At 70.1% G+C, this 24,264-nt stretch carries 28 protein-coding genes; 13 read left to right on the top strand and 15 right to left on the bottom strand.

Annotated features, from left to right (window positions below; translation table 11 throughout):
* The 4 genes from ACZ60T_RS22545 to ACZ60T_RS22530 all read right to left on the bottom strand — a co-directional run bounded on the left by ACZ60T_RS22545 (position 1) and on the right by ACZ60T_RS22530 (position 3,051).
* Positions 1-759, bottom strand: coding sequence for an ABC transporter ATP-binding protein (locus ACZ60T_RS22545; RefSeq protein ID WP_365619093.1), 759 nt, complete (start codon positions 757-759; stop codon positions 1-3).
* Between the two features lie 35 nt (positions 760-794).
* Positions 795-1,709 carry a zf-HC2 domain-containing protein gene (locus ACZ60T_RS22540; protein ID WP_469667476.1) on the bottom strand — a complete coding sequence of 305 codons (915 nt, stop codon included), beginning with the start codon at positions 1,707-1,709 and terminating at the stop codon, positions 795-797.
* Entirely contained in the window at positions 1,706-2,302 is a 597-nt protein-coding gene (locus ACZ60T_RS22535; RefSeq protein ID WP_365619099.1) for an RNA polymerase sigma factor, read from the bottom strand. The genes ACZ60T_RS22540 and ACZ60T_RS22535 overlap by 4 nt, the downstream gene beginning before the upstream one ends.
* Before the next feature lie 89 nt (positions 2,303-2,391).
* Positions 2,392-3,051 carry a TetR/AcrR family transcriptional regulator gene (locus ACZ60T_RS22530; protein WP_469667474.1) on the bottom strand — a complete coding sequence of 220 codons (660 nt, stop codon included), beginning with the start codon at positions 3,049-3,051 and terminating at the stop codon, positions 2,392-2,394.
* A gap of 257 nt (positions 3,052-3,308) precedes the next feature.
* Here ACZ60T_RS22530 and ACZ60T_RS22525 point away from each other — a divergent pair, with 257 nt between their 5' ends.
* On the top strand, positions 3,309-3,548 hold the full coding sequence (locus tag ACZ60T_RS22525) for a hypothetical protein (RefSeq protein WP_469667473.1): 240 nt from the start codon (positions 3,309-3,311) through the stop codon (positions 3,546-3,548).
* Positions 3,549-3,636: 88 nt separating this feature from the next.
* The gene (locus tag ACZ60T_RS22520) at positions 3,637-3,876 is read left to right on the top strand and encodes a hypothetical protein (protein ID WP_365619107.1); all 240 of its coding nucleotides are present in this window, start codon (positions 3,637-3,639) and stop codon (positions 3,874-3,876) included.
* A gap of 177 nt (positions 3,877-4,053) precedes the next feature.
* On the opposite strand, the gene ACZ60T_RS22515 is transcribed toward ACZ60T_RS22520, so the two are convergent.
* Positions 4,054-4,623, bottom strand: a complete 570-nt coding sequence (locus ACZ60T_RS22515; RefSeq protein WP_469667472.1) for a TetR/AcrR family transcriptional regulator — start codon at positions 4,621-4,623, stop codon at positions 4,054-4,056.
* Between the two features lie 126 nt (positions 4,624-4,749).
* On the opposite strand from ACZ60T_RS22515, the gene ACZ60T_RS22510 reads away from it, so the two are divergent.
* The 3 genes from ACZ60T_RS22510 to ACZ60T_RS22500 all read left to right on the top strand — a co-directional run bounded on the left by ACZ60T_RS22510 (position 4,750) and on the right by ACZ60T_RS22500 (position 7,726).
* On the top strand, positions 4,750-6,237 hold the full coding sequence (locus tag ACZ60T_RS22510) for an FAD-dependent oxidoreductase (RefSeq protein WP_469667471.1): 1,488 nt from the start codon (positions 4,750-4,752) through the stop codon (positions 6,235-6,237).
* A gap of 339 nt (positions 6,238-6,576) precedes the next feature.
* Positions 6,577-6,927 (top strand): hypothetical protein, encoded by a 351-nt coding sequence (locus tag ACZ60T_RS22505; protein WP_469667470.1) that lies wholly within the window; start codon positions 6,577-6,579, stop codon positions 6,925-6,927.
* A complete protein-coding gene (locus ACZ60T_RS22500; RefSeq protein ID WP_469667469.1) occupies positions 6,914-7,726 on the top strand; it encodes a hypothetical protein in 813 nt (270 codons plus the stop codon). The genes ACZ60T_RS22505 and ACZ60T_RS22500 overlap by 14 nt, the downstream gene beginning before the upstream one ends.
* Before the next feature lie 158 nt (positions 7,727-7,884).
* On the opposite strand, the gene ACZ60T_RS22495 is transcribed toward ACZ60T_RS22500, so the two are convergent.
* Together ACZ60T_RS22495 and ACZ60T_RS22490 are read right to left on the bottom strand one after the other, a co-directional pair.
* A complete protein-coding gene (locus ACZ60T_RS22495) occupies positions 7,885-8,058 on the bottom strand; it encodes a DUF397 domain-containing protein (RefSeq protein ID WP_469667468.1) in 174 nt (57 codons plus the stop codon).
* 4 nt (positions 8,059-8,062) lie between these two features.
* Positions 8,063-8,947 (bottom strand): helix-turn-helix domain-containing protein, encoded by an 885-nt coding sequence (locus tag ACZ60T_RS22490; RefSeq protein WP_469667467.1) that lies wholly within the window; start codon positions 8,945-8,947, stop codon positions 8,063-8,065.
* A gap of 137 nt (positions 8,948-9,084) precedes the next feature.
* Here ACZ60T_RS22490 and ACZ60T_RS22485 point away from each other — a divergent pair, with 137 nt between their 5' ends.
* Positions 9,085-9,570 (top strand): ATP-binding protein, encoded by a 486-nt coding sequence (locus tag ACZ60T_RS22485; RefSeq protein WP_469667466.1) that lies wholly within the window; start codon positions 9,085-9,087, stop codon positions 9,568-9,570.
* Between the two features lie 61 nt (positions 9,571-9,631).
* Here ACZ60T_RS22485 and ACZ60T_RS22480 read toward each other — a convergent pair whose 3' ends face one another.
* Positions 9,632-10,708, bottom strand: coding sequence for an MFS transporter (locus ACZ60T_RS22480; RefSeq protein WP_469667465.1), 1,077 nt, complete (start codon positions 10,706-10,708; stop codon positions 9,632-9,634).
* A 113-nt stretch (positions 10,709-10,821) separates the two neighbouring features.
* Between ACZ60T_RS22480 and ACZ60T_RS22475 the strand changes: the two genes are divergently transcribed.
* From ACZ60T_RS22475 to ACZ60T_RS22465, 3 genes are read left to right on the top strand one after another with little or no spacing between them, the layout of a single operon-like run.
* The gene (locus ACZ60T_RS22475) at positions 10,822-11,265 is read left to right on the top strand and encodes an FAD-dependent monooxygenase (protein WP_469667464.1); all 444 of its coding nucleotides are present in this window, start codon (positions 10,822-10,824) and stop codon (positions 11,263-11,265) included.
* 2 nt (positions 11,266-11,267) lie between these two features.
* A complete protein-coding gene (locus ACZ60T_RS22470) occupies positions 11,268-11,417 on the top strand; it encodes an aromatic-ring hydroxylase C-terminal domain-containing protein (protein ID WP_469667463.1) in 150 nt (49 codons plus the stop codon).
* 57 nt (positions 11,418-11,474) lie between these two features.
* The gene (locus ACZ60T_RS22465) at positions 11,475-12,332 is read left to right on the top strand and encodes a hypothetical protein (protein ID WP_469667462.1); all 858 of its coding nucleotides are present in this window, start codon (positions 11,475-11,477) and stop codon (positions 12,330-12,332) included.
* On the opposite strand, the gene ACZ60T_RS22460 is transcribed toward ACZ60T_RS22465, so the two are convergent.
* The 5 genes from ACZ60T_RS22460 to ACZ60T_RS22440 form a co-directional block, all read right to left on the bottom strand.
* Positions 12,320-13,177 carry an aldo/keto reductase gene (locus tag ACZ60T_RS22460; RefSeq protein WP_469667461.1) on the bottom strand — a complete coding sequence of 286 codons (858 nt, stop codon included), beginning with the start codon at positions 13,175-13,177 and terminating at the stop codon, positions 12,320-12,322. The two genes, ACZ60T_RS22465 and ACZ60T_RS22460, sit on opposite strands and share 13 nt — an antisense overlap.
* Positions 13,111-14,307, bottom strand: a complete 1,197-nt coding sequence (locus tag ACZ60T_RS22455; RefSeq protein ID WP_469667460.1) for a JmjC domain-containing protein — start codon at positions 14,305-14,307, stop codon at positions 13,111-13,113. Before ACZ60T_RS22455 ends, ACZ60T_RS22460 begins: the two co-directional genes overlap by 67 nt.
* An 86-nt stretch (positions 14,308-14,393) precedes the next feature.
* Entirely contained in the window at positions 14,394-14,561 is a 168-nt protein-coding gene (locus tag ACZ60T_RS22450) for a hypothetical protein (protein ID WP_469667459.1), read from the bottom strand.
* A 132-nt stretch (positions 14,562-14,693) separates the two neighbouring features.
* Positions 14,694-14,981, bottom strand: coding sequence for a hypothetical protein (locus ACZ60T_RS22445; RefSeq protein WP_469667458.1), 288 nt, complete (start codon positions 14,979-14,981; stop codon positions 14,694-14,696).
* 44 nt (positions 14,982-15,025) lie between these two features.
* Positions 15,026-15,517 (bottom strand): ATP-binding protein, encoded by a 492-nt coding sequence (locus ACZ60T_RS22440; protein ID WP_469667457.1) that lies wholly within the window; start codon positions 15,515-15,517, stop codon positions 15,026-15,028.
* A gap of 251 nt (positions 15,518-15,768) precedes the next feature.
* On the opposite strand from ACZ60T_RS22440, the gene ACZ60T_RS22435 reads away from it, so the two are divergent.
* Both ACZ60T_RS22435 and ACZ60T_RS22430 read left to right on the top strand, forming a co-directional pair.
* Positions 15,769-17,112, top strand: a complete 1,344-nt coding sequence (locus ACZ60T_RS22435) for a transcriptional regulator (RefSeq protein WP_469667456.1) — start codon at positions 15,769-15,771, stop codon at positions 17,110-17,112.
* A 72-nt stretch (positions 17,113-17,184) separates the two neighbouring features.
* On the top strand, positions 17,185-18,408 hold the full coding sequence (locus ACZ60T_RS22430; protein ID WP_469667455.1) for a serine hydrolase domain-containing protein: 1,224 nt from the start codon (positions 17,185-17,187) through the stop codon (positions 18,406-18,408).
* A 25-nt stretch (positions 18,409-18,433) separates the two neighbouring features.
* Here the strand turns inward: ACZ60T_RS22430 and pepN are convergent, their stop codons facing one another.
* Positions 18,434-21,001 carry an aminopeptidase N gene (gene pepN / locus ACZ60T_RS22425; protein ID WP_365619134.1) on the bottom strand — a complete coding sequence of 856 codons (2,568 nt, stop codon included), beginning with the start codon at positions 20,999-21,001 and terminating at the stop codon, positions 18,434-18,436.
* Positions 21,002-21,162: 161 nt separating this feature from the next.
* Between pepN and ACZ60T_RS22420 the strand changes: the two genes are divergently transcribed.
* Positions 21,163-21,633, top strand: a complete 471-nt coding sequence (locus ACZ60T_RS22420; protein WP_469667453.1) for a DUF1203 domain-containing protein — start codon at positions 21,163-21,165, stop codon at positions 21,631-21,633.
* A gap of 70 nt (positions 21,634-21,703) precedes the next feature.
* Here the strand turns inward: ACZ60T_RS22420 and ACZ60T_RS22415 are convergent, their stop codons facing one another.
* Positions 21,704-22,723, bottom strand: coding sequence for an aspartate-semialdehyde dehydrogenase (locus tag ACZ60T_RS22415; RefSeq protein ID WP_469667452.1), 1,020 nt, complete (start codon positions 22,721-22,723; stop codon positions 21,704-21,706).
* Positions 22,724-23,118: 395 nt separating this feature from the next.
* Here ACZ60T_RS22415 and ACZ60T_RS22410 point away from each other — a divergent pair, with 395 nt between their 5' ends.
* Complete coding sequence (locus ACZ60T_RS22410; protein WP_469667450.1) at positions 23,119-24,264, top strand: serine hydrolase domain-containing protein; 1,146 nt, start codon at positions 23,119-23,121, stop codon at positions 24,262-24,264.

The raw sequence follows: 24,264 nt of genomic DNA, 5'->3' as shown, positions 1-24,264 counted from the left end.
TCACCTTCCCGGGCCGCGATGGGCGCCCAGCGCCGCCGTGTAACCGCGCTCCAGGGGGCTGTCCCCGCGCGCGCCCGTGGACGCGCCGAGCGCGGCGAGCGCGGCGGGCGTGCCCCGGTAGGCGACCCGGCCCCGTTCGAGCAGGGTGACCTCCGTACAGGCGGAGGCCACGTCCTCCACCAGATGGGTGGAGACGATCACGGCGGTGGTCATGCCCAGCTCGCGCAGCAACTCGCGGAACTCCACGCGCTGTTCGGGGTCGAGCCCGGCGGTCGGCTCGTCGAGCAGCAGCACGCGCGGGTCGTTGACGATGGCCTGGGCGATCCCGACGCGCCGGACCATGCCGCCGGACAGCGTCCTGACCTTCGCGTCGATGCGGTCGGCGAGGCCCACCCGGGCCACGGCCCGTTCGACGGCGGCGTCGGTCCCGGCGGCGGGCAGCTCCTTCAGCCAGGCGACATAGGCGACGAACTCGCGCACCGTGAAGCCGGGGTAGTAGCCGAACTCCTGCGGCAGATAGCCCAGATGACGGCGCACCCTGCCGCGCCGCCCGCGGTCGGCGATGTCCTTGCCGAGGATCTCCACGCGCCCGCCGTCCGGTTCGGCGACCGTGGCGAGGACGCGGATCAGGGAGGTCTTGCCCGCGCCGTTGGGACCGAGCAGGCCGTGCACACCCGGACCGAAGGCGAGGTCGACCCCGTCCAGGGCGAGGGTCCTGCGATGCCGTACCCGCAGACCGGTCACTCGTATCGTGCTCACTGCTTCTCCCGTACGTGGGTGGTGCTCGATCGGGGTCACCGCTGCTCCAGGCGGTCGTAGGCGGGGCGGCGGGCGGCCAGCAGAGCGGCGCAGAGCCCGGCCGCGAGCGCCCAGCCGCCCTGGGCCGAGGCGCCGTCGAGACAGCGGGAGACCTGCGCGGCGAGACGGGCCGTCAGGTTCGCGCCGGGGTCGGCGAGCGGCGGGGCCAGGACGGCGCACAGCCAGCCGCCCCCGATGACGGCCGTCGCGATACGGCAGCCGACGTACGAGGCCAGGGCCAGCGAGGCGAGCGTCAGCGCGAGCCCCGGCAGCAGCCAGGCGGCGGCACTCGGCGCGCCCGAGGCGGGCAGCAGCAGCCCGGTGAGGGTCAGCAGCGGGAGGCTCACGGCCAGTACGGCGGTCGTGCGCGTCAGGACCAGCCGCAGCCCGCCGGAGGGGGTGGCGGCGGCGATCTCGTGCAGCGGGTCGGCGTGCGCGCCGTAGGAGAGGGCGACCCCGGCCACGGGTACGACGGGCGCGACGGCCAGCAACAGGGGCCGGGCCCCCGCGAATCCGCCCCCGTACGCGAGCGCGATCGCGCCGACGGCCACGAGCAGGACGGCGGGCAGCCAGGCCCCGCGGACGGCGGGCCCGGCGGCCCAGAGGAGGCGGGCGAGGCGCGCCTTGGACGCGAGCGTCGGGGAGGCGGTGGGTGCTGCGGGGGTCGCGGGCGCCGCGTGGGCTACGGGGGCCGCGGGGGCTACAGGGGCCGTGGGGGCCGCCTCCAGGATCGCCGTCCGTACGTCCGCCAGGACCGCGCTCGCCGTCGTCGCCCGTACCGCCCGCGACACGCGTGCCGCGCAACCGCCGCAGCTCTCCAGGTGCTTCTCCAGCGACCACGCGTCCGGCTCCGGCAGCGAGCCGTCCGCGTAGCGCGTGACCAGGTCGTCGGATGCGTGCCAGCGGGTCATGCCGGGCCTCCCAGCGGGGTCGGGCTCAACTGGGCGAGCGCGGCGCGCAGTTCGGCGCGGGCGCGGCGGGCGCGGGTCTTGACCGTGCCCTCGGGGATGCCGAGCAGCCGGGCGGTCTCCCGGGTGGTCAGCCCGTCGACGACGGTCGCGCGCAGTACGTCGCGCAGTTCGGGGGAGATCCGGTCGAGGGCGGTGCCCACGTCGCCGAACTCCAGCCCCGCGAGCACCCGTTCCTCCGCGGACGGCGCGGCCACCACGGGGTCGTGCTCGACCCGCGTGGCGTCCATCGAGGCCGTCTCGACCCGAGCGGCGCGTTCCCGCGCGCGGCGCGCGTCGATCAGGCGCCGCGCCGCGATGGTCCACAGCCAGCCCCCGGCCTCCGCGCCGCGATGCGCCGCCGCCGAGCGCCACACCGTCACGAAGGTGTCCTGGAGGACGTCCCGTACCACCTCGGGATCGGCGCAGCGCCGGGTGAGCCGCGCGTGCAGCCACCCCGCGTGCCGGTCGTACAACGTGGCCATGGCCGCCGCGTCCCCGTCCGCGACGGCCCGCAACAGGGCCGCGTCCGTGTCCTTCTCCCGGTGGCCCCCCATGGGGCGGAACAGTCTCACACCCCGTCTATCGCCCCGGGTGAAGCCGCCGGTTCACGCGCGGGCGGCGGACCGCGACCCGCCGGGGTACGTCAGGCCTTGGTCGCCCCGGTGCCGTAGAGGCGCAGGAAGGTGTCCACTCCGTCGATCACGATGTCGGCGGTCTCGGACTCCGGCAGCGGGAGGGCGCCGTAGAACGTCCGCTGGTTCACGTCCGTGATGGTCAGCAGGTTGAAGTGGTTGGCGGCGCGCTCGGCGTCGTCGAGGACGAGCAGACCGCGGTCGGCGATCCGGCGCAGATACGGCGCGAGCTTCTTGTGCGAGGACAGCGGCCCGACCTCCTTCCACGCCTCCAGCACGACGGGCGGGATACGCGTGACCTCCGCCTCGATGGTGCGCACCAGCGCGAAGTGGTCGGGGAACGCCGTGACGGCCGCGACCCGTTCCAGGCCGAAGGCGATGAGGTCCTCCCGCACATCGACGATCTTGCGCAGATGGCGTTCGAGGATCTCCCCGACGGCCTCGGTGACCTGCTCGGCGCCCTCCAACGCGACGGCCTGGAAGAGCTGTTCCTTGTCGGTGAAGTGGTTGTAGACGGTCCGCTTGGAGACCCCGGCCTCGACGGCGATCGTGTCCACACTGGCCCGCGAGTAGCCCTCGCGGCCGAACACGGCACGGGCCGCCTGGGCGATCGCCCGCCGCTTCTCCGGCATCCCGCGACGCGCACGCGCTGCCGCCGGCTCCATGCCCATGACCGTTCCTCCATTGCGGCTGCGGTGCGCAGCTTACGGGTGCACTGACTGGTGCAATGGTTGCACTGTGCGGTGGAGTTGACCGAGGCCAAGTCGCAAGGAGCGCGCGGCGGGCAGACGTACGTCGTTCCTTCCTGTACGTCTGTGAGTCCTGTACGTCTGTGAGTTCTGTACGTCTGTGAACGCGCCCACTGGGTAGGCGCCTGTCCGGACCCGCACCCGCACCGCATCCGTCGTACGACGACTAGGAGGCCCCCGTGGCCGCACCGGCACCCCTCCCGATCCCGGCCCCCTCCCGACCCGAAGCGGAACCGTCCATCGCTCCGTATCTCCACGCGGAGGTCGCGCGGAATCTCCACGCGGAGGTCGCGCAGACCGAGGCGCCGCTGACCAGCGAGCCGCCCCTGCCGGACGCCGGGCCCCTCACCAGCGAACCCCCGCTCGCCGATCTCACGCCGCTGACCAGCGAGGCCTGCTCCCTGGGGCACTGGAGATGACGCCATGACCGTGGTGCCGCGCGAGGCGGAGGCCGCGTAGCGGTACCCCGCGCGCGCGGCCCGTTCGGGCGTTCGCTACTTTTGCACCGTGGACAAGAAGAACGCCCTGCGCGCCGGCGCCCTGGCCGCCGGTACGACGCTGATGATGCTGCTCATGACGTCTCCCGCGCTCGCGCTGACCCGCGACGACGGCGATGACCCCGGCCCCGGTCTGAGCCTGGCCGAGACGCTGGGGTACTTCGTGGCTGCCCCGATCGTCCTCTTCCTGGTCATCGCGGGTCTCGTGATGCTCCTGGACAAGTCGCGCAAGCAGCCCAAGCAGGGCTGACACCCGACACACACGTCCGTCGAGGGAGTCCGCACACCGTCCGGTGCGCGGGCTCCCTCGATGTGTTTCGTCGCCGGGCCTGATTCACCCGCTCGTACGAACATCATCCGTATACGTGCGTGTATTCATCCGCATACGTACGTGGATGTGGAGCGCGTGTATGTGGAGCGGCGCGTGTCACGGGTGCGGTGCCGTGAGGTAGCGCCGCACCGTCGGGGCCAGCCAGGCGACGACCTCCTCGCGGGCCAGGGCGACGGCCGCCGGGAGCTTCAGTACGTACCGCGCGAGCGCCATCCCCAGGATCTGCGACGCGACGAGCCCGGCGCGGGCGGGCGCCTGCTCCGGGTCCGGGCAGATGTGCCGGGCGACCGGCAGCAACTGGTCCCGGAAGATCCGCTGGAGGCGCTCGGCGCCCGCCGGGTTGGTGACGCTGACCCGCAGCATCGCCGTGAGCGCGTCGTTGTTCTCCTCCCAGAGGGTGAGGAAGTGGCCCACCAGGGTCTCGCCGACGGTGTGTTGGCGCAGTTCCCGGGGGTCCGGGATGTGTAGATCGACGTCGAGGACCGCGTCGAAGAGGCCCTCCTTCGAGCCGTAGTAGCGCATCACCATGGACGGATCGATCCGGGCGTCCCTGGCGATCGCGCGGATCGTGGCGCGCTCGTAGCCGTCGGAGGCGAAGCGCTCGCGGGCGGCGGCGAGGATCGCGGTGCGGGTGGCGTCGGAGCGGCGCGGTGGTCTGTCGGGCATGTCAACAAGCGTAGGCCAACATACGTAGGCCAACAAGCGTTGACAGCCGATGGGGGCGGTCCTACCTTGACAACAGGTGTTGGTCAACGGATGTTGGCCAACGGCCGCGGACCCCAGGAGGCCGTCATGAAGGGCACGCCCCGCACCCCCGCTTCCAGCACCGACGCCACGTCCACGCCCACCCCCGAGGTGATCGTCGTCGGCTCCGGCCCCACCGGGCTCCTCCTCGCCGGTGACCTCGCGACCGCCGGACTCGCCGTCGCCCTGGTCGACAAGCGCCCCCACAAGATCAGCAACCTCTCGCGCGCCTTCGCGCTGCACGCCCGCACGCTGGAGCAGCTCGACGCCCGCGGCCTCGCCGACGAACTGGAGGCCAAGGGGGAGACGCTCAGCGACATCCGGCTCTTCGGCGCCCTCCATATGCGGTTCGACGCCCTCCCCTCACGCTTCAACCACCTCCTCGTCCTGCCGCAGTACGAGGTGGAGCGCGCGCTGGAGCGCCGCGCGCGGGAGGCGGGAGTGCGGTTCGTCCCCGAGACCGAGGTCACCGGGCTGAGCCAGGACACCGACGGCGTGACGCTCCGGGTGCGACGCCCGGACGGGGAGCGCGCGGAGCTGCGCGCCGCGTACGTCGTCGGTGCCGACGGGATGCGCAGCGCCGTGCGCCAGGCCATCGGCCAGCCTTTCCCGGGCAGGTCCGTCATCCGCTCCGTCGTCCTCGCCGACGTCCGGCTGGACGAGGAGCCCGCGCAGACGCTGACCGCCCGCGCGGTCGGTGACGCCTTCGCGTTCTTCGCGCCCTTCGGCGACGGCTACTACCGGTTCATCGGCTGGCGCCGTGACCGCGACGTCCCCGACAGCACACCGCTCGACCTGGAGGAGGTCCGCGAGATCGCCCGCCGCGCGTTCGGCCATGACTACGGCATGCGGGACGCGCGCTGGATGTCCCGCTTCCACAGCGACGAGCGCCAGGCGCCCGCGTACCGCGTCGGCCGTGTCTTCCTCGCCGGGGACGCCGCGCATGTGCACACCCCGGCGGGCGGGCAGGGCATGAACACCGGCCTCCAGGACGCCGCGAACCTCTCGTGGAAGCTCGCCGCCGTCCTGCGCGGCCACGCCGACCCCGCGCTCCTCGACACCTACCAGTCCGAGCGTCACCCGGTCGGCAGGTCCGTGCTGCGCAGCAGCGGCGGGATCATCCGGCTCGCGATGGCCCGCCGCCCCTGGACCAGGGCGCTGCGCACCGCGCTGACCGCCGTCCTCAACCACGTCGGCCCGATCCGCCGACGCGTCATGGCCCAGGTCAGCGGAATCGGCTACGCGTACGCCGCCCCACGCGACACCCACCCACTGACCGGCAGGCGCGCCCCCGACGTAGCGCTCGCGAACGGCGGCCGACTCTACGAGTCCCTGCGCGCGGGCCGGTTCGTCCTCATCACCCCACAGCCGTACACCACGGCCACCCGCAACGACCGCCTGTCGGTGGAACGTTGGGCAAGCAACCGCCGCACCACGGTGCTGGTCCGCCCCGACGGATACATCGCCTGGGCGTCGAACACCCCCGCCCCGGCAGGGCTCGAAGCGGCGTTGGACCGTTGGACGGGCGGGAGTTGACGGGACCTGGCCGGGGGACGCCTGCCCGCTGGCGGCGTCCGCTCCAGATCGCTCTTCCTGTATCGAACTCTCCTTCACGCTAAGGGCACACGAGGAACCTTCAGGGGCTTAGAATCGCCGACCAGTTCCGCCTTTTGAGTGGGAAGCGAGCAGCTTGTCTTGAGCTGAGCCGAGCAGTCCGACACCATGCGGTGGTCGTTCCACAGCGAGTTCGGAGTGTCCATGCCCTGTCGCACCGCAGGAGCAGCACTGGTCTTGGCGACAATGGTCGTCACCGTTGCCGCAGCTCCGGCACCCGAAGTCCCGTCTGGAGTCAGTGACGTCGGCATCTTCACTACCATGGCCGACCATGTCCATGTGTCGCGCTCGACCGGTCTGCCCGAAGCTGCTGCGCATGGCTGGTGGATGGGGCGGTCCGGGTATGCCGCCAAACCCGGCGTAAGGGCTTCTTTGACCGTCTGGCTTCAGGCCAAAGGCGCTGACGGTCAGTGGAAGCAGGTAGCAAAGGGCAACAAGACCGTGTTGTCGGGTGGCGGGAGCGGCAAGCGTGCGACGGCCAGGAAGGCTTGCCGGGGAGTTACCCGCACGGCATGGCGGAGCGTGGTCGATGTCGATGTGCTCGGAGGAGCCGATTCACCACGGAAGCTGACCACAGCGGCACAGAACCTTCGGTGCGGTGCTGGAATCTGAGTGCCAGGGCGCCCCCGGCCATGATCCCGTGGACGCCATGAGCGAAGAACTGCTCGTAGCTCTGCACGGTCGGCACGTGTCGCACCCATGGCTGGCGGAGCCGACCGAGGACCTGTACTCGCTGGCGTTCAAACAAGCCGCGGCCTATGGTTGGTCCTTTCCCCTGGCCTCCGGCCACCTGCCCCCCGAAGGTCAGCGGTGGGCGCAGTACGAGGTCGGCGGCGCCGACCTCACCACTTCGGCACGGGCCGATGAACTGGCCTGGATCCAGGCAGGAGCGCACTCCTTGCCAGGCCAGTCTCTGCCCATCGCGCCCATGGCGGCCGTCCTGCTGCGCGCCCTCGACAGGCTGGGCACCACCGTACCGATCGGACTCCACGTCCTCGCCCCGCTTTCGTACGGTGCGACGGCGCCCATCGGCCCCTGCTACGGCACTCTTCTGCACGCCGATGTCCTGGCCCTCGCCGACCCCGGCGCGGAGGCCGACGTCACCGTCGGCATTGCTCTTCCGGACCCTGGCGCGGGCACCAGGGCACTGCGAGCCATCAGGGAATGGACGTCGGACGTCTCACAAGCTCTGCTAGGCGTGGTGCCCTGCACAGCAGGCAAGAGCCTCACGCCGGGGGCCCGCCTACGTGCTCGCGCCTACGCGCTCGCGCCCGTCCTGACCTGCCGCATGCGCCTGGCCGAGTGGTCGCTCGAAGCCGCCGCATGGCTCGCCACCTATCTGGCAGAGTGTCTGGGCTCGGCGGACGTCGGAGAGTCGGCCCTCATCGAGGTGCTCAAGGAAGACGAGTAGCGGGCCGTGTCTCCACGCCAGGCGATCTCACCGACGTGCAGATCCCCGGCGTCACACGCACTACGCGAACGGCGCTGGACGGGCCGGAGTTGACCGAACGGCAACGCCAACAGCTTGCTCTGGCATCCGGCCGGGAAGCCTTGGCGTTGCCGCCGGCCTCAGTCGAGTGACGCGGTGAACTCCGCCCAGGCGCAGGGGGTGAGGCGGAGCAGCGGGCCGTCGGGGGTCTTGGAGTCGCGGATGGCTACGACGTCGGGGACGTTGCGGGCGACCTCGACGCACTCGCCTCCGGTGCTGCTGTAGCTGGACTTCACGAAGTCGAACTTGTGCATGAGATCAGATCTCCTTGCGAATGGTGTCGATCAGCAGGGCCGAATCGCGCTGGGCGAGACTGAGTCGGGCCGTGCGCTCGAAGAAGGTGCCGTACGCCGTACTGTCGGCCTCGTTCTCCAACCACACAGCGGACTTGATGGTGTCCGCGTGAACGACGTCCACCGCCTCACTCTCAATGAACGAGATGATGCTAAACGAAGTGGGGAGACACGGATGTCCGCCTGCGCGGAACGGCAGCACTTGCAAGCGGACGTTCGGTAGTTCGGCCACCTTCAGCAGATGCTCCAGTTGCGCGCGCATAACGCCAGCGCCGCCGATCAACTGCCGGAGCGCCGCCTCCCAGACGATTGCGTACACCTCAACGGGCCGTTCCCCGTACAGGCGTTGCTGGCGGCACATGCGGATCTCCACCAGGCGCTCGATCTCGTCGGGGTCCTCCCAGACCCCAGCGCCCTCACTGACCGCGAGTGAACGGGCATACTCCGCGGTCTGGAACAGGCCGGGAACCAGGGAGACTTGCCATGTGCGCAGGCGGCTGGCGGCATCCTCCAGCGCGATGTACTCCGTGAGCGTGCCAGGGTGCGGCGAGTCCTGCCACCAGCCCTTCGCCTTGCGGCGCTCGCGGTCCAGACGGGCCAAGTCCAGTAGCCGACCCACGGCTTCGCGATCGTCCAGGCCGTAGAACTCGCAGAGCACGCGGATGTCCGGGTCCCGCATCGGGACCCAGCCCTGCTCCATCTTCACGATCTTCGAGTTCGTCGCGTTGATGACATCGGCAGCCTGCCGTTGGGTCTTGCCCGCCGCGTCACGCAGGCGCAGCAGCTCGCTACCGAGCCTGCGGGCCAGGACAGTTGACGTTCGGTTACCCAGATACGAGGTACGAGTCACGGGCCAAGTCTGTCCCATACCCGACAGTACGTCACTCGATGGAGACAATAGTCGCCGAAGAGATTGCATCCAGGAATCGAACGTCGCTACGTTCGGCTTCCGATCGGCCACTCAGTGAATCCGCCGGAGGTCCTCGTATGCCCGACGTCAGCCCCGCCCTCGCCCCCCTCATCCACGAAGACCAACTCGACTACGTCCCCGTCCTCCGCAGCATCCCCCTCGCCCACCACCGGGCCGCACGCCTCGTCACCGAGTGGGGGTATCCGCACCTCACCGAGGACGTTGCCCTTGTCGTCAGCGAGTTGATGACCAACGCCCTGCTGCACGGCAGCCTGCGGGACCGGCTCATCCGGCTGCGCGTCATCACCACGTCCGCCGCACTCCGCGTCGAGGTCAGCGACCCGCGTGGCGAACGCTGGCCGAGCCCCCGCACGGCGACTGACGAAGAGCAGTTCGGGCGCGGGCTGTTGCTGGTCGAGGCGCTGTCGGACGACTGGGGCGCGGGGCCGCGGACGGGGGTGGGCAAGACCGTCTGGGCGCAGTGGGACCTGGCCCTCGCCCCCTGCGACACGGATCCGCTCACACGGACAGAGACGCGCCGCTCATCCCCATCCCCAAGCTGACGCTGCCGACCTTGCGGCAGGCCGCCGCGTTCGCCGACGCGGTCGAGATGGCCCGAGCGTTCTACCTCTCCGCCCGCGCCACGGACACGGCCCCGTCGGCATCCTTGGCCGTCTCCGGCGCGAGGCCAAGCCCCCGGACCTGAGCAATGGCCAGCGGCACGACGGCGGCGGTCGTGATGATCTGGGCGCCCGCTGCCAGGGTCGTGCGGAGCCCGAACAGGTGGGAGGCGGGACCGGCGAGAAGATAGCCGAAGGGCACGGGCAGGATCTGCCCGAGCGTCGAGTAGGACAGGGTCCGGCCCAGCCGGTCCGCTGGAATCCTCTCCTGCACCAGCGAGGACCACACGGTCATGCTGACCGCCAGCCCCGTGCCCGCCACCGCCGTGGCGACCACGAGCACGGGCAACGGCACGGACGCCGCCATCGCCGCCAGTGGCACCGCCATCGAGCCAGTGCCCGCACAGACGACGAGTCCGACCTGGCGCGGCTTCCACATCAGGGCGAGCGCCGCCCCGGCCACCAGCCCGGCGGTGAAGCCGGACACCACGACACCCCACGGTGCGGCGCCGCCGAGCACCCGCTGTCCGTACACCGGGCCCAGGAGCGGGTAGCCGGCCAGCCACGCGGGAACGATCACGGCGGCCTGGCAGACCATCACCCACAGCCAGCGGCGGGAGCGGAAGTCATCCCACCCCTCGCGCAGATCGGCGGTGAACCCCGTACGGACCTTCACCGTCTTGGACTTGAGGCTGATCCGGGAGAAGAGGAGGGCCGAGGCGACGAACGTCAGCGCGTCCCATCCGAGGGCCCAGCCGGGGCCGACCACAGCGACCATGACCCGATCCCTGGGCAGCCGGTCCGCGACGACCCCGCCGACGAGCAGCAGCAGGATCTGCGGTACGACACTCGCCGCGAGGACCGCACCCAACGCACCTGGCCCGCCGCCGATGTGGAGGACCGCGAAGGCCAGGCCGATCGGCGCCACGGCCGAGCCCGTCCAGGAGAGCATGCGGGCGGTGAAGTGCAGCCGATAGGGCCTGATGGCCAGTGGGGCGCCTGCCTCCCGGACTCGGGCCGCCCAGCCGATGCGTGGGGCGGGTCCCGCGGAATTCCGGTCGTGCAGACGCGCCTTACGCAAGATCCAACTCCGCCCGGAGAACACGAAATCCCGGCAGCGAGACGCCACCGGGAAGGTCGTCCCGACTCTAGAGCAACCCGAAGATCGTTGCCGCCGACCCGCGGGAGACCGTTGTGGGCTCAGGACCGCTCCGGACCGGGCCTTCGCCGCCCAGGGGCGCACAGTGGAAGTTTGTCGCCGTCCTCCGCGACCACGTCGACCCCGCGCTCCTCGACACCTACCAGTCCGAGCGCCATCCGGTCGGCAGGTCCGTGCTGTGCAGCAGCGGCGGGATCATCCGGCTTGCGATAGCCCGTCGCCCCTCGGCCCTGGCGCTGCGCACGGCGCTGATCACGGTCCTCACCCACGTCGGCCCGATTCGCCGACGCGTCATGGCCCAGGCCAGCGGAATCGGCTACGTGTACGCCGCCCCGCGCGGCGCCCACCCGCTCACCGGCAAGCGCATCCCCGACGTGGCGCTCGCGGGCAACACTCGACTCCACGAGGCCCTGCGCGCCGGCCGGTTCGTCCTCATCACCCCCGGACCTACGACACCGCCTTCCACAAGGATTGCCTGACGGTGGCCCATTGGATAAGCGATCGCCACACGACCGTACTGGTACGCCCCGACGGATACATCGCCTGGGCATCCGACAACCCCGACCCGGCGGAGCTTGAGACGAGTCGACAGAGCAGCCACCCGTCTTGGCGTGTTCCGAGGGTGCTTTGACGCGTGGGTTTCCCGTGTCGGACGGCCACCCGCCGCCCCGCTGCTACGGTCGCATGCATGACGCTCTCGGTCGCCATGAGTCAGGCTGTTGATCTCCGCGTACAGCCGGTTGACGAGGTTCTTGATCGCGTCGCGCGGTCTCTTCAGGTGCGCTTGCTCCCGGACACGGTGGTGCGCAAGCGCCGGTCTGTGGGAGCCCGAACTGACCGCGATACCTGGGTCCGGGTTGAGCGGCGCTTGCTCGACAAGCTCACCGACCAGGGATGGAACGGCACCGAGTGTGCCGCCCGTTTGGAAGGCATCGCGCAGCCGAGATGGCAGGGATGTGTGGTCTGGCGGGACGAGGCGGGACCGGTGATGTGGCGGGCCGACGAGACGGACCTCCTGGCTGCCGCTCCCGTCGGAAGCGCCATCTTGGGTCAAGCCCCAGAGCTGTCGAACGAATGGTGGGAGGCGTTGAACGCCTCTCTGGACGCGCTGGCCACTCATAAAACGCGGCGGGTCGCCACGCCGGACACCGACACCATCACCCAGAAGCTGGTCACCGAGTCCATCCGAGAGGTCTTCCCCGGCGACTTCGATACGACCGTCCGACGGTGGATGCCGGCCCACGCGGACGTGAACTGGGCCAACATGACCGCTCCGGTGTTCAGCCTCTTCGACTGGGAAGACTGGGGGAACGCACCGCAGGGGCTGGACTCCGCCTCGTTGTGGGCGAGTTCGCTTGCCGTCCCCGCTCTGGCCGATCGCGTACGGCAAGAGCGTCGGCGCGACTTCGAGAGCCGGGACGGCAAGCTGATGACGTTGTTCGCCTGCTCGAAGATGCTCGGGCCGTACGCACACCCCGAGGACCCTCGGTTGGAACCCGCGCGACGCATGGCCGAGCAAGTCATCGAGGAGCTTCAGGCGGGCTGACCGCACGCACGGTCACGAAGGAGCCTTCGGTACTCCTGGATGGCCCGCTCGTCGACCTCGTCGGCCAGGGCGCCGACCAGCTCGCCCAGATGGGCGGGTTCGTCGGTGCCCACGGCAACGGAGCCGACCTGCGGAAGGTGATAGGAGGTCCGAAAGGCTGCCTGCACGCGGGAGAGTTGGCTGCCGTCCCGCAGGAAGACGCGCGGGTCGATCCTGGCCCACACCGTGGCGCGGGCGCTGCCTCCGAAGGGGCTCATCCCCCACACCGCACCACCGCCCATGTCCCATGCACCGATGAGGGCATCGGCGGCATCGAGCGTTCTGACTCCGACCAGCAGGCCGGCGCGGACCATGAGGACCGATGGCCTCGGGGCGGTCGGCTCGATCAGGTTCGGCAGAGGTGATGGATCCCAGGAAGCGACGCCCCATGCGGCACACAGCCCCTTCGCCTTGGCGTCGTCGAGGGCGGCACATGCCCGCGCCAGCATGTCCCGGCCACGAACGGTGGCCTCGCGGAGCGAGTGTTCAGGGTTGTGAAGGAACACCAGGTCGGGTTCCCGTCCGAGATCCTCGGCCGCCTGTTCCAAAGCCGCGTGCAGCCGTGCGGGGTCCAGAGAGTGCTCCCCGCCGTTCCTCCCCGGGAAGTATCCGACCTTCGTGGAGACCGTGAACTTCGGCAGTAGATCAGCGGCTGTCCGCGCCAGAACCTGATGCGAGCGGAAACCGAGGTAGTTGGCGCTGGTGTCGAGCGTGGTGACACCGAGATCAAGCGCTCCGGTCAGGAGACGGCGTTCGTGACGAGACCGGTGTAGCCCGAGGACAACTCGGGTGTCAGCACTGCGCACAGCTCCTCCTTCACCAGGATCTCGGCGAGCTCCATCACCTCGGCCCCGACGACGGCCGCGGCTCGCTCCAGCGGCACCGGCCTGCCGCTCAGCAGCATCCGTAGTGCCGGCAGGGCCTTGGCCGTGAGGGTCAGCTTCTTCCCCGAGGCCACCACGTCGATGGTCTCCCCGTTCTCCAGAACCCGGGGAGGGAAGTGGGTGGTGCATACGACGGCGTCGAGCGGTCCGAGGATGTCGAGGAACGGTACGTGGCGGGGCAGCGCCGTCTCCTGCTCGTACGCGGCCAGGAAGTCGGCCGGAGAGCGTTCGCCGACCAGTGTTGTGGCGGCCTCGGCCAAGGCCTCGCTGTCGGGGCCGTGCCAGCGGTCCAGATCGTGCCGGAAGATCTCGTGTTCGCGGCACCAGTCGGCCAGCCAGGCGAGCCAGCTCGCTCCGGTGCGTTTGGTGATGCCGAACGTGACGTGGAGGCTCTTTCCCGAGCCGCGGCCGGTCCGGGTCGCCTGGTGCCAGTGCCCTCGGGGGATGTGCATGACGTCACCGGTCTTCAGAAGGCCGGACCAGATGATCTCGTCACTCGGAGTGTTGTTGGGGTCGGAGTCCCGATACATGGGGACCTCGCGGGAAGTCGCGCGTACCTCCCACTCCTTCTCTCCCGCGAGCTGCACGATCACGACGTCGTGGTCGTCCCAGTGCAAGGGGAAGCCGGCGGCGTCGTTCGTCGTCAGGTACGCGTTGACCTGCACGCGCTCGTGGGACCACCACTGCAGTGCCCGGCACGCGACCTCCATCGTCGGATCGAAGACGTTGGCCTGGTCGAGGATGAGTGTCGCGCCTTCCCGCAGAAGCCTCCCGAGGCTACGCATGTTGACCATGGGGATGCTCTGGCCCCGAGGGCTGACGCTGTCGGTGTAGTAGACGGCCGGGTGCACCTCCTCGCCCTTCTGGAAGCACCGGAACTGCGGGCGGTTGAGACTCCTGCGCATCGCGATGTCGAGCATGCGGTTCGGGCTCAGGAGGCGGGAGAGGACTGCGGGGTCGTCCGTGCTTCCCCGCGCGAAGCCCTTGCCCAGCTCCTCCACTCCGCTCCATCCGAGCGCTGTCTCGATCGCGCTGATCAACCGATGTTCCATCGCTGTGCCCTCCATGGGTTCGACCACGTGATGCGGACACGGCGGGGCCGACACAGCCAGGCATGCCGGCCCCGACCGCTTGGTGCCTACTCGCTGTCGTGCAGGTTGCCGTCGCCACCGGGCCACGGCGCGTCGCCGGAACTACCGGCGTTGTCGGACCGAAGGCTGTCGTACCGATCGTGGACGGCGGTCAGCTCTTCCACCGCCACCAGGAGGCCGCTCCGGGCCGGAGGCGGTGTCGTGTGCTCCTCCACCTCGTACTCCTTCCTCTTCGGTTCTCCCGCCGGGGCTCCGACGGGAGATCTTGGCCGCCCCACGGCCGTGGGAGAGATGGATATCCGTGGGGCGGCGGTCATTGGGCGGCCCGACGAACCGCAGCGCTGCGCCTATGGCCAGGCAGCCCGGCCGCTCATCGGCAGGACGCCCGCGTCCTGGCGCATGTTGACCTCCAGGACGCGTTGGTCCAGTGCGTACAGGCACGCGCGGCAGGCGTAGAGGGCCGCGTGCATGCCGCTCGACTGGACGGGACCGATCCACGTCACCGCGATGTCGTCACGGCCGCACCACAGCCAGCACTCACCACGGGCCCGCCATTCATGGCGGTCCCACAGGGCATAGGCAGTGGGCTCCCAGGTGACGGGGTCGATGTCACGGCGGGTGGGACGGAACACCACTTCGGGACCGGGAAGCGGGACCGCTCGTACTGCGTGGCGCCCCATCACGCGATCGCCAGGGTGAGCGGCTTGGCATCCGCTCCGACATCACGCTTCGACCGCATCGCGCATGAGCTGCGCGGAACAGCGGCACGGATCGCAGGTGCCACCATAGGAAGCGCGATCTCCGCCCATACACGCTTGCCAGGGCCGGAGGGCTCCCAGGCGCACCGCGACGCGAGAAGGCCGACCAGCTCCAGGCCGCGCCCGCTCTCGTCGTCGGCTTGAGCACAACTCGTATGCGGAGCCGCCGGATTGCCGTCGCAGATCTCGATCACCAGGCGACCGGGCCGGTGGTACAGCTCGACGGTAATCGGTCCCGTCCCATGGACCACGGCGTTGGTGATGAGCTCGGAGGCGACGAGGCGGATGGCGTCGGCTGTCTCCTCGTCCAGCGGCACACCCCAGGTACGCACCTTGTCGACGACTATGCGCCGAGCGGAGGGCACCTCGTGTTCCGTACCCGCAAGGACGAACCGATGGACGAGCGTGGGCATGGCGGACGCCTCCGAAGAGCTGGAGAGCGACTCCATCCCCGACGGGGACGCAGGAGTGGAGCCGCCGATCTGAGGAACCGTTCCGAGAGCGAGCCCTTGGGCTGCCCTTCGGACGGCTGATGCTCAGTCAACGGCGCTGGCCCGCACGTCGGAACGTTTCCAGGGGGTTTCTCCTGGGGACGCCCTCCCCGTACGCGGACACGGGAAGTAGCCTCCCAACTACGCCGTGAGGGGATGACGGGAGTGATGACGTGCCTGGTGAGCCGTTAGCAGTCCATCCGCTGAGCTTCGTCCTCCAGATGCGCGGGTGGGGGAAGGCCGAATTCGCCCGGCTCATGCAGGAGCACGGGAGGTCCCTCGGGATCCTGCTGGCGACCAACCGGACGACCGTGTGGAAGTGGGAGCAAGGACAGGAGCCGGACGCGGACGCCCAGCGTGTCCTCGCCGACCTGCTGCGCGTCCCGTACGAACAGGCACGCGCGCAAGGATGGCCTCGGTGGCTCCCGGTCTGGGAGGTAACAGGGCTCACCGCTCCGTGGACGGAGGCCGGTACGGTCGAGGCGCTGTCCGATCTGGTGGGGAGTGGTCGCATGGATCGCCGGGGATTTCTCACCATCACCGGCGCCGCCTTGACGGGTCTCGCGGCGAGCTGGGTGGACGCGCCCTCCGCCTTCGCCTCGGCGCTCAACGGCGACCGGGTCACGGACACGATGGTCTCGACGATCGAGCAGCGCATCAGCACCCTGCGCACACTCGACGACCAACTCGGCGGCGCCCGGCTTCTGGAGCAGGCACGAGGCGATCTCGCCCTGGTCACCGGTCTCCTCAACGGCGGCCGCTACACCGACAGAGTCCGCGTCCGCCTGTACGCGCTGGCGGCCCGGGTGTCGCACCTGACCGGGTGGATGGCCTATGACGCTGGTCTTCGATCCGTCGGCCAGCGCTACTACGTCGGTGCACTGCGCGGTGCCCGTACCGCCGGGGACGACGCCTTCGGCGCCTTCATCCTCGCGGAGATGGGAGTGCACGTCTCCGAGGCCGGACGCACCGCCGAGCGAGTCGACCTCATCACAACAGCCATCGACAACGCTCCCCGCTCCCTGTCGCCCTGCACCCAGTCCTTCCTCTACCTGCACAAGGCCGAGGCACTCTCGCGCGACGGCGACCACAGCAAGGCCGGCACGGCGCTCAACCGCGCCACGTCCCTCTGGGAGCGCCGCGCGGCGGAGGAGAACCCTGACTGGCTCGACTGGTTCGGCGAGGCACAGCTGAGGTCCACCGAGGGCAAGGTCCTGCTGCGGTCCGGGCAGGTGGAGCGCGCGACGAGCTCCCTGGAGATCTCCGTGGCGAGCGCGGCTCCCAGGGACAAGGCCGTGCGGTCCAGCCGCCTGGCCGAGGCACGGCTCGTCGGCGGTGACCTTGAAGGAGCGCTGGACGCCGCGAACTACGGTGCCGGGCTCCTGGAGGACAGCGTCAGCTCCGTACGGGCTCTCGACAGGATGAAGGAGTTCTCGGCGAGGCTCGAACCACACAAGTCCGTTCCCTCTGTCCGCGAGTTCCGCGAGCGCCTTCAGGAGCTGCCCGTTGCCGTCTGACGACTACCGCCTTGGCAGCGAGGGTGAGTTGACCCCGCTGAGGAGGGCAGTGGTACTGCCAGTATGAGCGGCATGACGATGATCGACGGCGAGGTCGCACCCGGGTTCGAGCCGGTGCGTGAAGCGTTCATAGCGAACTTTGCCCAGCGCGGGGACATCGGCGCGGCGGTGTGCGTGTACCAGCACGGCCAGCCGGTGGTGGACCTGTGGGGCGGCGTAGCCGACCCCGAAACCGGTCGTCCGTGGACGCGGGACACGCTGCAATTGGTCTACTCGGTGACCAAGGGAGCGACCGCGACCGCGGCGCACATGCTGGCCGAGCGCGGCCTGCTGGACTTGGACGCGCCGGTGGCCAAGTACTGGCCGGAATTCGCTGCGAACGGCAAGGCGGACATCCCGGTGCGCTGGCTCCTGTCCCATCAGGTCGGCTTGGTTGCACTGGATCAACCAGTGCCGTTGGACGAGGCGTTGACCTGGCATCCGATGGCGGCAGCGCTGGCAGCCCAGCGCCCTCTGTGGACTCCGGGTACGGCGCACGGGTACCACGGTCGGACCTGGGGCTGGCTGGTCGGCGAGGTGATCCGACGAGTATCCGGCCGCTCGCCGGGCCGCTTCTTCGCCGACGAGATCGCAGCCCCCCTCGGGCTGGACTTCTTCATCGGACTGCCGGCGAGCGAACGCGACCGAGTCAGCCGCATGGCGTACCAGCGGCCGGACGTAGACCTCACCACCGTGCCGCCCGAGTCGCTTCCCGAGGAACTCCGCGAACAGGTCGCCGCCTGGCGCGACCCGAACTCGTTCAGCAACAGGGCGTACGCGGTCACCGACCCCGCCGCGATCGACTTCGACTCGCCCGAGGTGCAGGCGGCGGAACTCCCGGCCTCCAACGGCATCGGCACCGCACGCGCACTTGCGCGCATGTACGCCGCGCTGATCGGCGAGGTGGACGGCGTGCGCCTGTTCTCCCGAGCCACCCTGGCGTCGGCGACCGAGGAACAGGCCGGTGGCAAGGACCAAGTCATGCTGATCCCGAGCCGCTTCAGCACCGGGTACATGCTGCCCACCGAGACCAACCCCATGACCGGCAAGAGCGCCTTTGGCCACACGGGGCGAGGTGGCTCGCTGGGCTTCGCCGACCCGGAGCACGGCATTGCCTTCGGGTACGTGATGAACAACATCATCGGGGGCCCCGACGACGTACGTGCAATGTCGCTGGTTGAAGCAGTACGACGGGGCGACCAAGGGCCCGTAAAGGTCAGGCCCGGTCTCCAGAGACGGAAACCGGGCCTGACGTGATCTCAGGAGCGAGCGGCGAAAGAGCTTACGCCGCGTCCGCCGCCTGGGCCTTCAAAGCCCTCTCGACGCCCGCGCGGGACTCCGAGATCAGGCGGCGCAGGGCCGGGACCGGCTCCGTTGCCGTGAGCCAGGTGTCCGTCTTCGTCAGTGTGTCCTCGCTGACCTGGAGCGCCGGGTACAGGCCGGTCACGATCTGCTGGGCGATCTCGTGGGAGCGGGCGTCCCAGATGCCCTTGGCCACCTCGAAGTACCGGTCCGTGTACGCGGCGAGCAGCTCGCGCTGGTCCGTCTGGACGAAGCCCGCGATCACCGCCTCCTGTACGGCGTTCGGCAGCTTGTCGTCGTCGATGACCGACGCCCACGCCTCGGCCTTGGCCTCCGCGGTCGGCCGGGCCGCGCGGGCGGTGGCCGCGTGCCGCTCACCGGCCGCCGTCCTGTCCCGCTCCAGCTCGCCCCCGATCTCCGTCTCGTCGAAACGGCCCACCGCCGCGAGCCGCTCCACGAACGCCCAGCGCAGCTCGGCGTCCACGGCCAGCCCCTCGACGGTCTGCGAACCGTCCAGCAGCCCCTCCAGCAGGTCGAGCTGCTCCGGGGTGCGGGCGGTCGCCGCGAAGGCGCGCGCCCACGCGAGCTGGTGGTCGCCGCCCGGCTCGGCCGCGCGCAGATGGGCGAGCGTCGCGTCCGTCCACCGGGTCAGCAGCGCCTCGCGCGTGGACGGGTCGGCGTACTGGTCGATCGCCAGCTTCACCTGGCGGTGCAGCGACTGCACCACACCGATGTCCGACTCCTTGCCGATGCCGGACAGGACCAGCGCGAGGTAGTCACGGGTCGCCAGCTCCGCGTCACGCGTCATGTCCCAGGCCGAGGCCCAGCACAGCGCCCGCGGCAGCGACGACTCGAAGTCGCCCAGGTGCTCGGTGACGAAGGCCAGCGACCGCTCGTCCAGGCGGACCTTCGCGTACGACAGGTCGTCGTCGTTGAGCAGGACCACGTCCGGGCGGCGCTGCCCCACGAGCTGGGCCACGGCGGTCAGTTCGCCGTCGACGTCCAGCTCGATCCGGCCGTCCTCGGCGCGGACCAGCTTGCCGTCGACCAGGTTGTACAGGCCGACCGCGATCCGGTGCGGACGCAGCGTCGGCTCGCCCTTCGCACCGGCCGGGAGCGCCGGGGCCTCCTGGCGGATGGCGAACGACGTGATGACACCGTCGCCGTCCGTCTCGATCTCCGGACGCAGGACATTGATGCCCGCCGTCTCCAGCCATTTGCGCGACCACGTCTTCAGATCGCGGCCCGAGGTCTTCTCCAGCGCGCCCAGCAGGTCGGACAGCCGGGTGTTGGCGTACGCGTGCTGCTTGAAGTACGCCTGCACGCCCGCGAAGAACTCGTCCATGCCGACGTAGGCGACGAGCTGCTTGAGGACCGAGGCGCCCTTGGCGTACGTGATGCCGTCGAAGTTGACGAGGACGTCGTCCAGGTCATTGATCTCGGCCATGATCGGGTGCGTCGAGGGCAGTTGGTCCTGCCGGTACGCCCACGTCTTCATGGAGTTGGCGAACGTGGTCCAGGAGTGCGGCCACCGGCTCTCGGGGTGGTACGCCTGGCAGGCGATGGAGGTGTACGTGGCGAACGACTCGTTCAGCCACAGGTCGTTCCACCACTCCATGGTCACGAGGTCGCCGAACCACATGTGGGCCAGCTCGTGCAGGATCGTCTCGGCGCGCACCTCGTACGCCGCGTCGGTCACCTTGGACCGGAAGACGTACTGGTCGCGGATCGTGACCGCGCCCGCGTTCTCCATCGCGCCCGCGTTGAACTCCGGCACGAAGAGCTGGTCGTACTTCTCGAACGGGTACGCGTAGTCGAACTTCTCCTGGAACCAGTCGAAGCCCTGCCGCGTCACCTCGAAGATCGCGTCGGCGTCGAGGAACTCGGCGAGCGAGGGGCGGCAGTAGATGCCGAGCGGGACGCTCTGCCCGTCCTTCTCGTACACGCTGTGCACGGACTGGTACGGGCCCACGATCAGCGCGGTGATGTACGTCGAGATCCGCGGCGTGGGCGCGAAGGCCCACACATCGTCCTTGGGCTCGGGCGTGGGCGAGTTGGAGACGACGGTCCAGCCGCTCGGCGCCTTCACCGTGAACCGGAAGGTGGCCTTGAGGTCCGGCTGCTCGAACGACGCGAACACCCGGCGCGCGTCCGGCACCTCGAACTGCGTGTAGAGGTACGCCTGCTGGTCGACCGGGTCGACGAAGCGGTGCAGGCCCTCACCGGTGTTGGTGTACGCGCAGTCGGCGACCACGCGGAGGACGTTGCGCCCCTCCAGCAGGCCGGGCAGCGCGATCCGCGAGTCCTCGAAGACCGTCGCGGGGTCCAGCGGATGGCCGTTGAGGGTGACCTCGTGGACGGCCGGGGCCACCAGGTCGATGAAGGACTCCGCGCCGTTCTCGGCGGAGTCGAAGCGCACCGTGGTCACGGACCGGTAGGTGCCGCCCTCCTGCGCGCCGGAGAGGTCGAGATCGATCTCGTACGAGTCAACGGTGAGCAGCTTCGCCCGCTGCCGCGCCTCTTCGCGAGTCAGGTTTGTGCCAGGCACGCGGTCATCTCCTCGTTATGTGTCGGTTGCGTCATCCTTGCACGCCCTGATCAGCAACGGTGATGAACGGGGCCTGTCCCACTGTCCGCCGCCGCGGCGCTCCGGAACGTCACGTCCGAATTCCGCCGGATATCCGCGCGGGCGGGCGGGAGTCTGGGGCCATGACGACGTACACACCACGCCCCATCGAACCGACGGTCCTGAAGGAGCTGCGCGCCACCGATGACGCGGGCCGTCCGACGGTGCCCTTCACGGACGACGAGGGCGGCTCGCCCCTGCGCTGCTGTCTGCGCCGCAGCACGCCCGGCGAGCGGATCGCCCTCGTCTCGTACGCGCCCCTGCGGCGCTGGGCGGCCGAGACCGGCGCCGACCCCGGCGCGTACGAGGAGGTGGGGCCGGTCTTCGTGCACGCCGACGCGTGCGCGGGCCCCGACCTGACCGGCTACCCGTTCGCCGACGCCCACCGCACCGTGCGCCGTTACTCCCGGGACGGTCGCATCCTCGGTGGCCGACTGGTCGGGACGGGCCACGAAGCCGCTGTCACGGAGGCGTTCGCCGACCCGGACGTGGCGCTCGTCCATGTCCGGGCCGTGGAGTACGGGTGCTTCCTCTACGAGGTCCGCCGGGACTGACCGCCCCCGCTGCCGACATGCCGAAGGGGCGTGCCCCGCCGTCGGCGCACGCCCCTTCTGTCCGCGAGGGTCAGCGCTCGTTCAGCTCCGCCGCCACCAGCTCCGCGATCTGCACCGCGTTCAGGGCCGCGCCCTTGCGGAGGTTGTCGTTGGAGACGAACAGCGCGAGGCCGTTGTCCACCGTCTCGTCGTTACGGATGCGGCCCACGTACGACGCGTCCTTGCCCGCCGCCTGGAGCGGGGTCGGGATCTCGGAGAGCGTCACGCCCGGGGCGCCGGCCAGCAGCTCCGTCGCGCGCTCCACCGACAGCGGGCGCGCGAAGCGGGCGTTGACCTGGAGCGAGTGACCGGAGAAGACCGGGACGCGCACGCACGTGCCGGAGACCTTCAGCCCGGGGATCTCCAGGATCTTGCGGGACTCGTTGCGGAGCTTCTGCTCCTCGTCGGTCTCGTGCAGACCGTCGTCGACGAGGTTGCCCGCGAAGGGCAGGACGTTGAAGGCGATCGGGCGCTTGTAGACCGCGGGCTCGGGGAAGTCGACCGCCTCGCCGTCGTGGGTCAGCCTGTCGGCGTCGGCGACCACCTTCTGCGTCTGGCCGTGCAGTTCGGCCACGCCCGCGAGGCCCGAGCCGGACACCGCCTGGTAGGTGGCGACGACCAGCGCTTCCAGACCCGCCTCCTCGTGCAGCGGCTTCAGGACCGGCATCGCGGCCATCGTCGTGCAGTTCGGGTTGGCGATGATGCCCTTGGGGCGGTTCACGATCGCGTGCGGGTTCACCTCGGAGACGACCAGCGGTACGTCCGGGTCCCGACGCCAGGCGGAGGAGTTGTCGATCACCACGGCACCCTGCGAGGCGACCTTCTCGGCCAGTGCCTTCGAGGTCGCGCCGCCCGCGGAGAACAGCACGATGTCCAGGCCCGTGTAGTCGGCCGTCGCCGCGTCCTCCACGGTCACGCCGTCCAGGACCGTGCCCGCCGACCGGGCGGACGCGAACAGGCGCAGCTCCGTGACCGGGAAGTTCCGCTCCGTGAGGATCTTGCGCATGACCGTGCCGACCTGACCGGTGGCTCCGACGATTCCGACCCTCACGGCGACTCCCTTACGTGTGCTGTCCGTGCCTGTTGCTCGGCCCGAGGCCTCTCCATCATGCGGCCGACCCCGGCCCACCTGTCCAATTCTGTGCACTGTGTGCCCACGGTGTGGGACGTGATCGTCCGGCCGCGCGGTTGCAAGAGCCCGGCGCACCTCTGCTGAGCTGGGGAAACGCGCCCATGGCACTCCGTGCCACACCCTGTGTCGACGTGCCCCTGCCCCGCGCCTCCCGCCGCACACGCGGTGTGACGTACACCTCAGTCGCGGGTGACCGCCGCCGCACCCACGGCAACGGCCGAAACTCGCCCCCCGCCCGCCCTGTTGATCAACCCTCGCGCCACCGCGCGCGGTCTGTCCCGCTGACGACGCTCGACCACGAGAAGGGGGAAGACATGTCCCTGCGCAGCGGACTGACAGGAGCGGTGGCGACGGTGGCGGTCACGGCGGTGGCCCTCACCGTCCCGGCCGCCGCCGCTCCCCGCGCGGCCGGCCAGGCCGACCACACCGCGACCCGGCAGGCCATGGACGCCGCCGTGACGGCCGGGGTGCCCGGTGTGACGGCCGGGGTGCGGCAGGGGAGTGCCACCTGGGGGGCGACCTCGGGGGTCGGTGATCTGCGGACGGGCGCGCCGCGTTCGCCGCAGGACCACTACCGCATCGGCAGCATCACCAAGACGTTCGTCTCGACCGTGATGCTCCAACTGGAGGCGGAGGGACGGCTGTCCCTGGACGACACGGTGGAGAAGTGGCTGCCGGGCACGGTCCGGGGCAACGGCAACGACGGCCGCCAGATCACCCTCCGCAACTTGCTGAACCACACCTCGGGGATCTTCAACTACACGGCGGACGAGCCCTTCGTCCGTACCCACATGCTGGAGGGCTTCCCGGAGCACCGCTACGACACCCTGAAGCCCGAGGAGTTGGTCGCGGTCGCGATGTCCCACGAGCCGGACTTCGCGCCGGGCACCTCCTGGAACTACTCCAACACCAACTACGTCCTGGCCGGGATGGTGGTCGAACGGGTCACGGGGCACTCGTACGCACAGGAGATCCGCGACCGCGTCATCAAGCCGCTGGGCCTGCGCGCCACTTCGGTGCCGGGCACCAAGGTGACCGTCCCGCAGCCCAGCAGCCGCGCCTACGGCAAGTTCGCCCCGACGGGGCCGACGTACGACGTCACGACGATGAACCCGTCCGTGGCCTCCTCGGCGGGCGAGATGATCTCCGACTCGGCGGACCTGAACCGCTTCTACTCCGCCCTGCTGACGGGCAAGCTGCTGCCGCCGAAGCAGTTGAAGGAGATGAAGACGACGGTCCCGGCCGACGAGGGCACGCCGAACTCGGGCTACGGCCTCGGCCTGATGGACCTCACCCTGAGCTGTGGCGTCCACCTCTACGGACACAGCGGCGGCATCAACGGCTCGTCGTCCGTCGCCGTCACCACCGCGGACGGCAGCCACTCCCTCGCCTTCAACTTCAACAGCGACTGGACGGGGAACAGCGGCGCGGTGGTCGAGGCCGAGTACTGCGGCAAGTGA

It is taken from the genome of Streptomyces sp. NPDC104371, from assembly GCF_055583785.1.
Note: the sequence above shows the minus strand (reverse complement) of the source record. Positions and strands in the feature narration are given on the sequence as shown.

What these genes read in the sequence shown, in the direction of transcription:
- ACZ60T_RS22540 (WP_469667476.1), bottom strand. Translation starts at nt 1,709, where the DNA reads ATGACCCGCTGGCACGCATCCGACGACCTGGTCACGCGCTACGCGGAC.
- ACZ60T_RS22535 (WP_365619099.1), bottom strand. Translation starts at nt 2,302, where the DNA reads ATGGGGGGCCACCGGGAGAAGGACACGGACGCGGCCCTGTTGCGGGCC.
- ACZ60T_RS22530 (WP_469667474.1), bottom strand. Translation starts at nt 3,051, where the DNA reads ATGGGCATGGAGCCGGCGGCAGCGCGTGCGCGTCGCGGGATGCCGGAG.
- ACZ60T_RS22515 (WP_469667472.1), bottom strand. Translation starts at nt 4,623, where the DNA reads ATGCCCGACAGACCACCGCGCCGCTCCGACGCCACCCGCACCGCGATC.
- ACZ60T_RS22510 (WP_469667471.1), top strand. Translation starts at nt 4,750, where the DNA reads ATGAAGGGCACGCCCCGCACCCCCGCTTCCAGCACCGACGCCACGTCC.
- ACZ60T_RS22505 (WP_469667470.1), top strand. Translation starts at nt 6,577, where the DNA reads ATGGCCGACCATGTCCATGTGTCGCGCTCGACCGGTCTGCCCGAAGCT.
- ACZ60T_RS22495 (WP_469667468.1), bottom strand. Translation starts at nt 8,058, where the DNA reads ATGCACAAGTTCGACTTCGTGAAGTCCAGCTACAGCAGCACCGGAGGC.
- ACZ60T_RS22485 (WP_469667466.1), top strand. Translation starts at nt 9,085, where the DNA reads ATGCCCGACGTCAGCCCCGCCCTCGCCCCCCTCATCCACGAAGACCAA.
- ACZ60T_RS22465 (WP_469667462.1), top strand. Translation starts at nt 11,475, where the DNA reads ATGACGCTCTCGGTCGCCATGAGTCAGGCTGTTGATCTCCGCGTACAG.
- ACZ60T_RS22455 (WP_469667460.1), bottom strand. Translation starts at nt 14,307, where the DNA reads ATGGAACATCGGTTGATCAGCGCGATCGAGACAGCGCTCGGATGGAGC.
- ACZ60T_RS22440 (WP_469667457.1), bottom strand. Translation starts at nt 15,517, where the DNA reads ATGCCCACGCTCGTCCATCGGTTCGTCCTTGCGGGTACGGAACACGAG.
- ACZ60T_RS22430 (WP_469667455.1), top strand. Translation starts at nt 17,185, where the DNA reads ATGACGATGATCGACGGCGAGGTCGCACCCGGGTTCGAGCCGGTGCGT.
- ACZ60T_RS22420 (WP_469667453.1), top strand. Translation starts at nt 21,163, where the DNA reads ATGACGACGTACACACCACGCCCCATCGAACCGACGGTCCTGAAGGAG.
- ACZ60T_RS22410 (WP_469667450.1), top strand. Translation starts at nt 23,119, where the DNA reads ATGTCCCTGCGCAGCGGACTGACAGGAGCGGTGGCGACGGTGGCGGTC.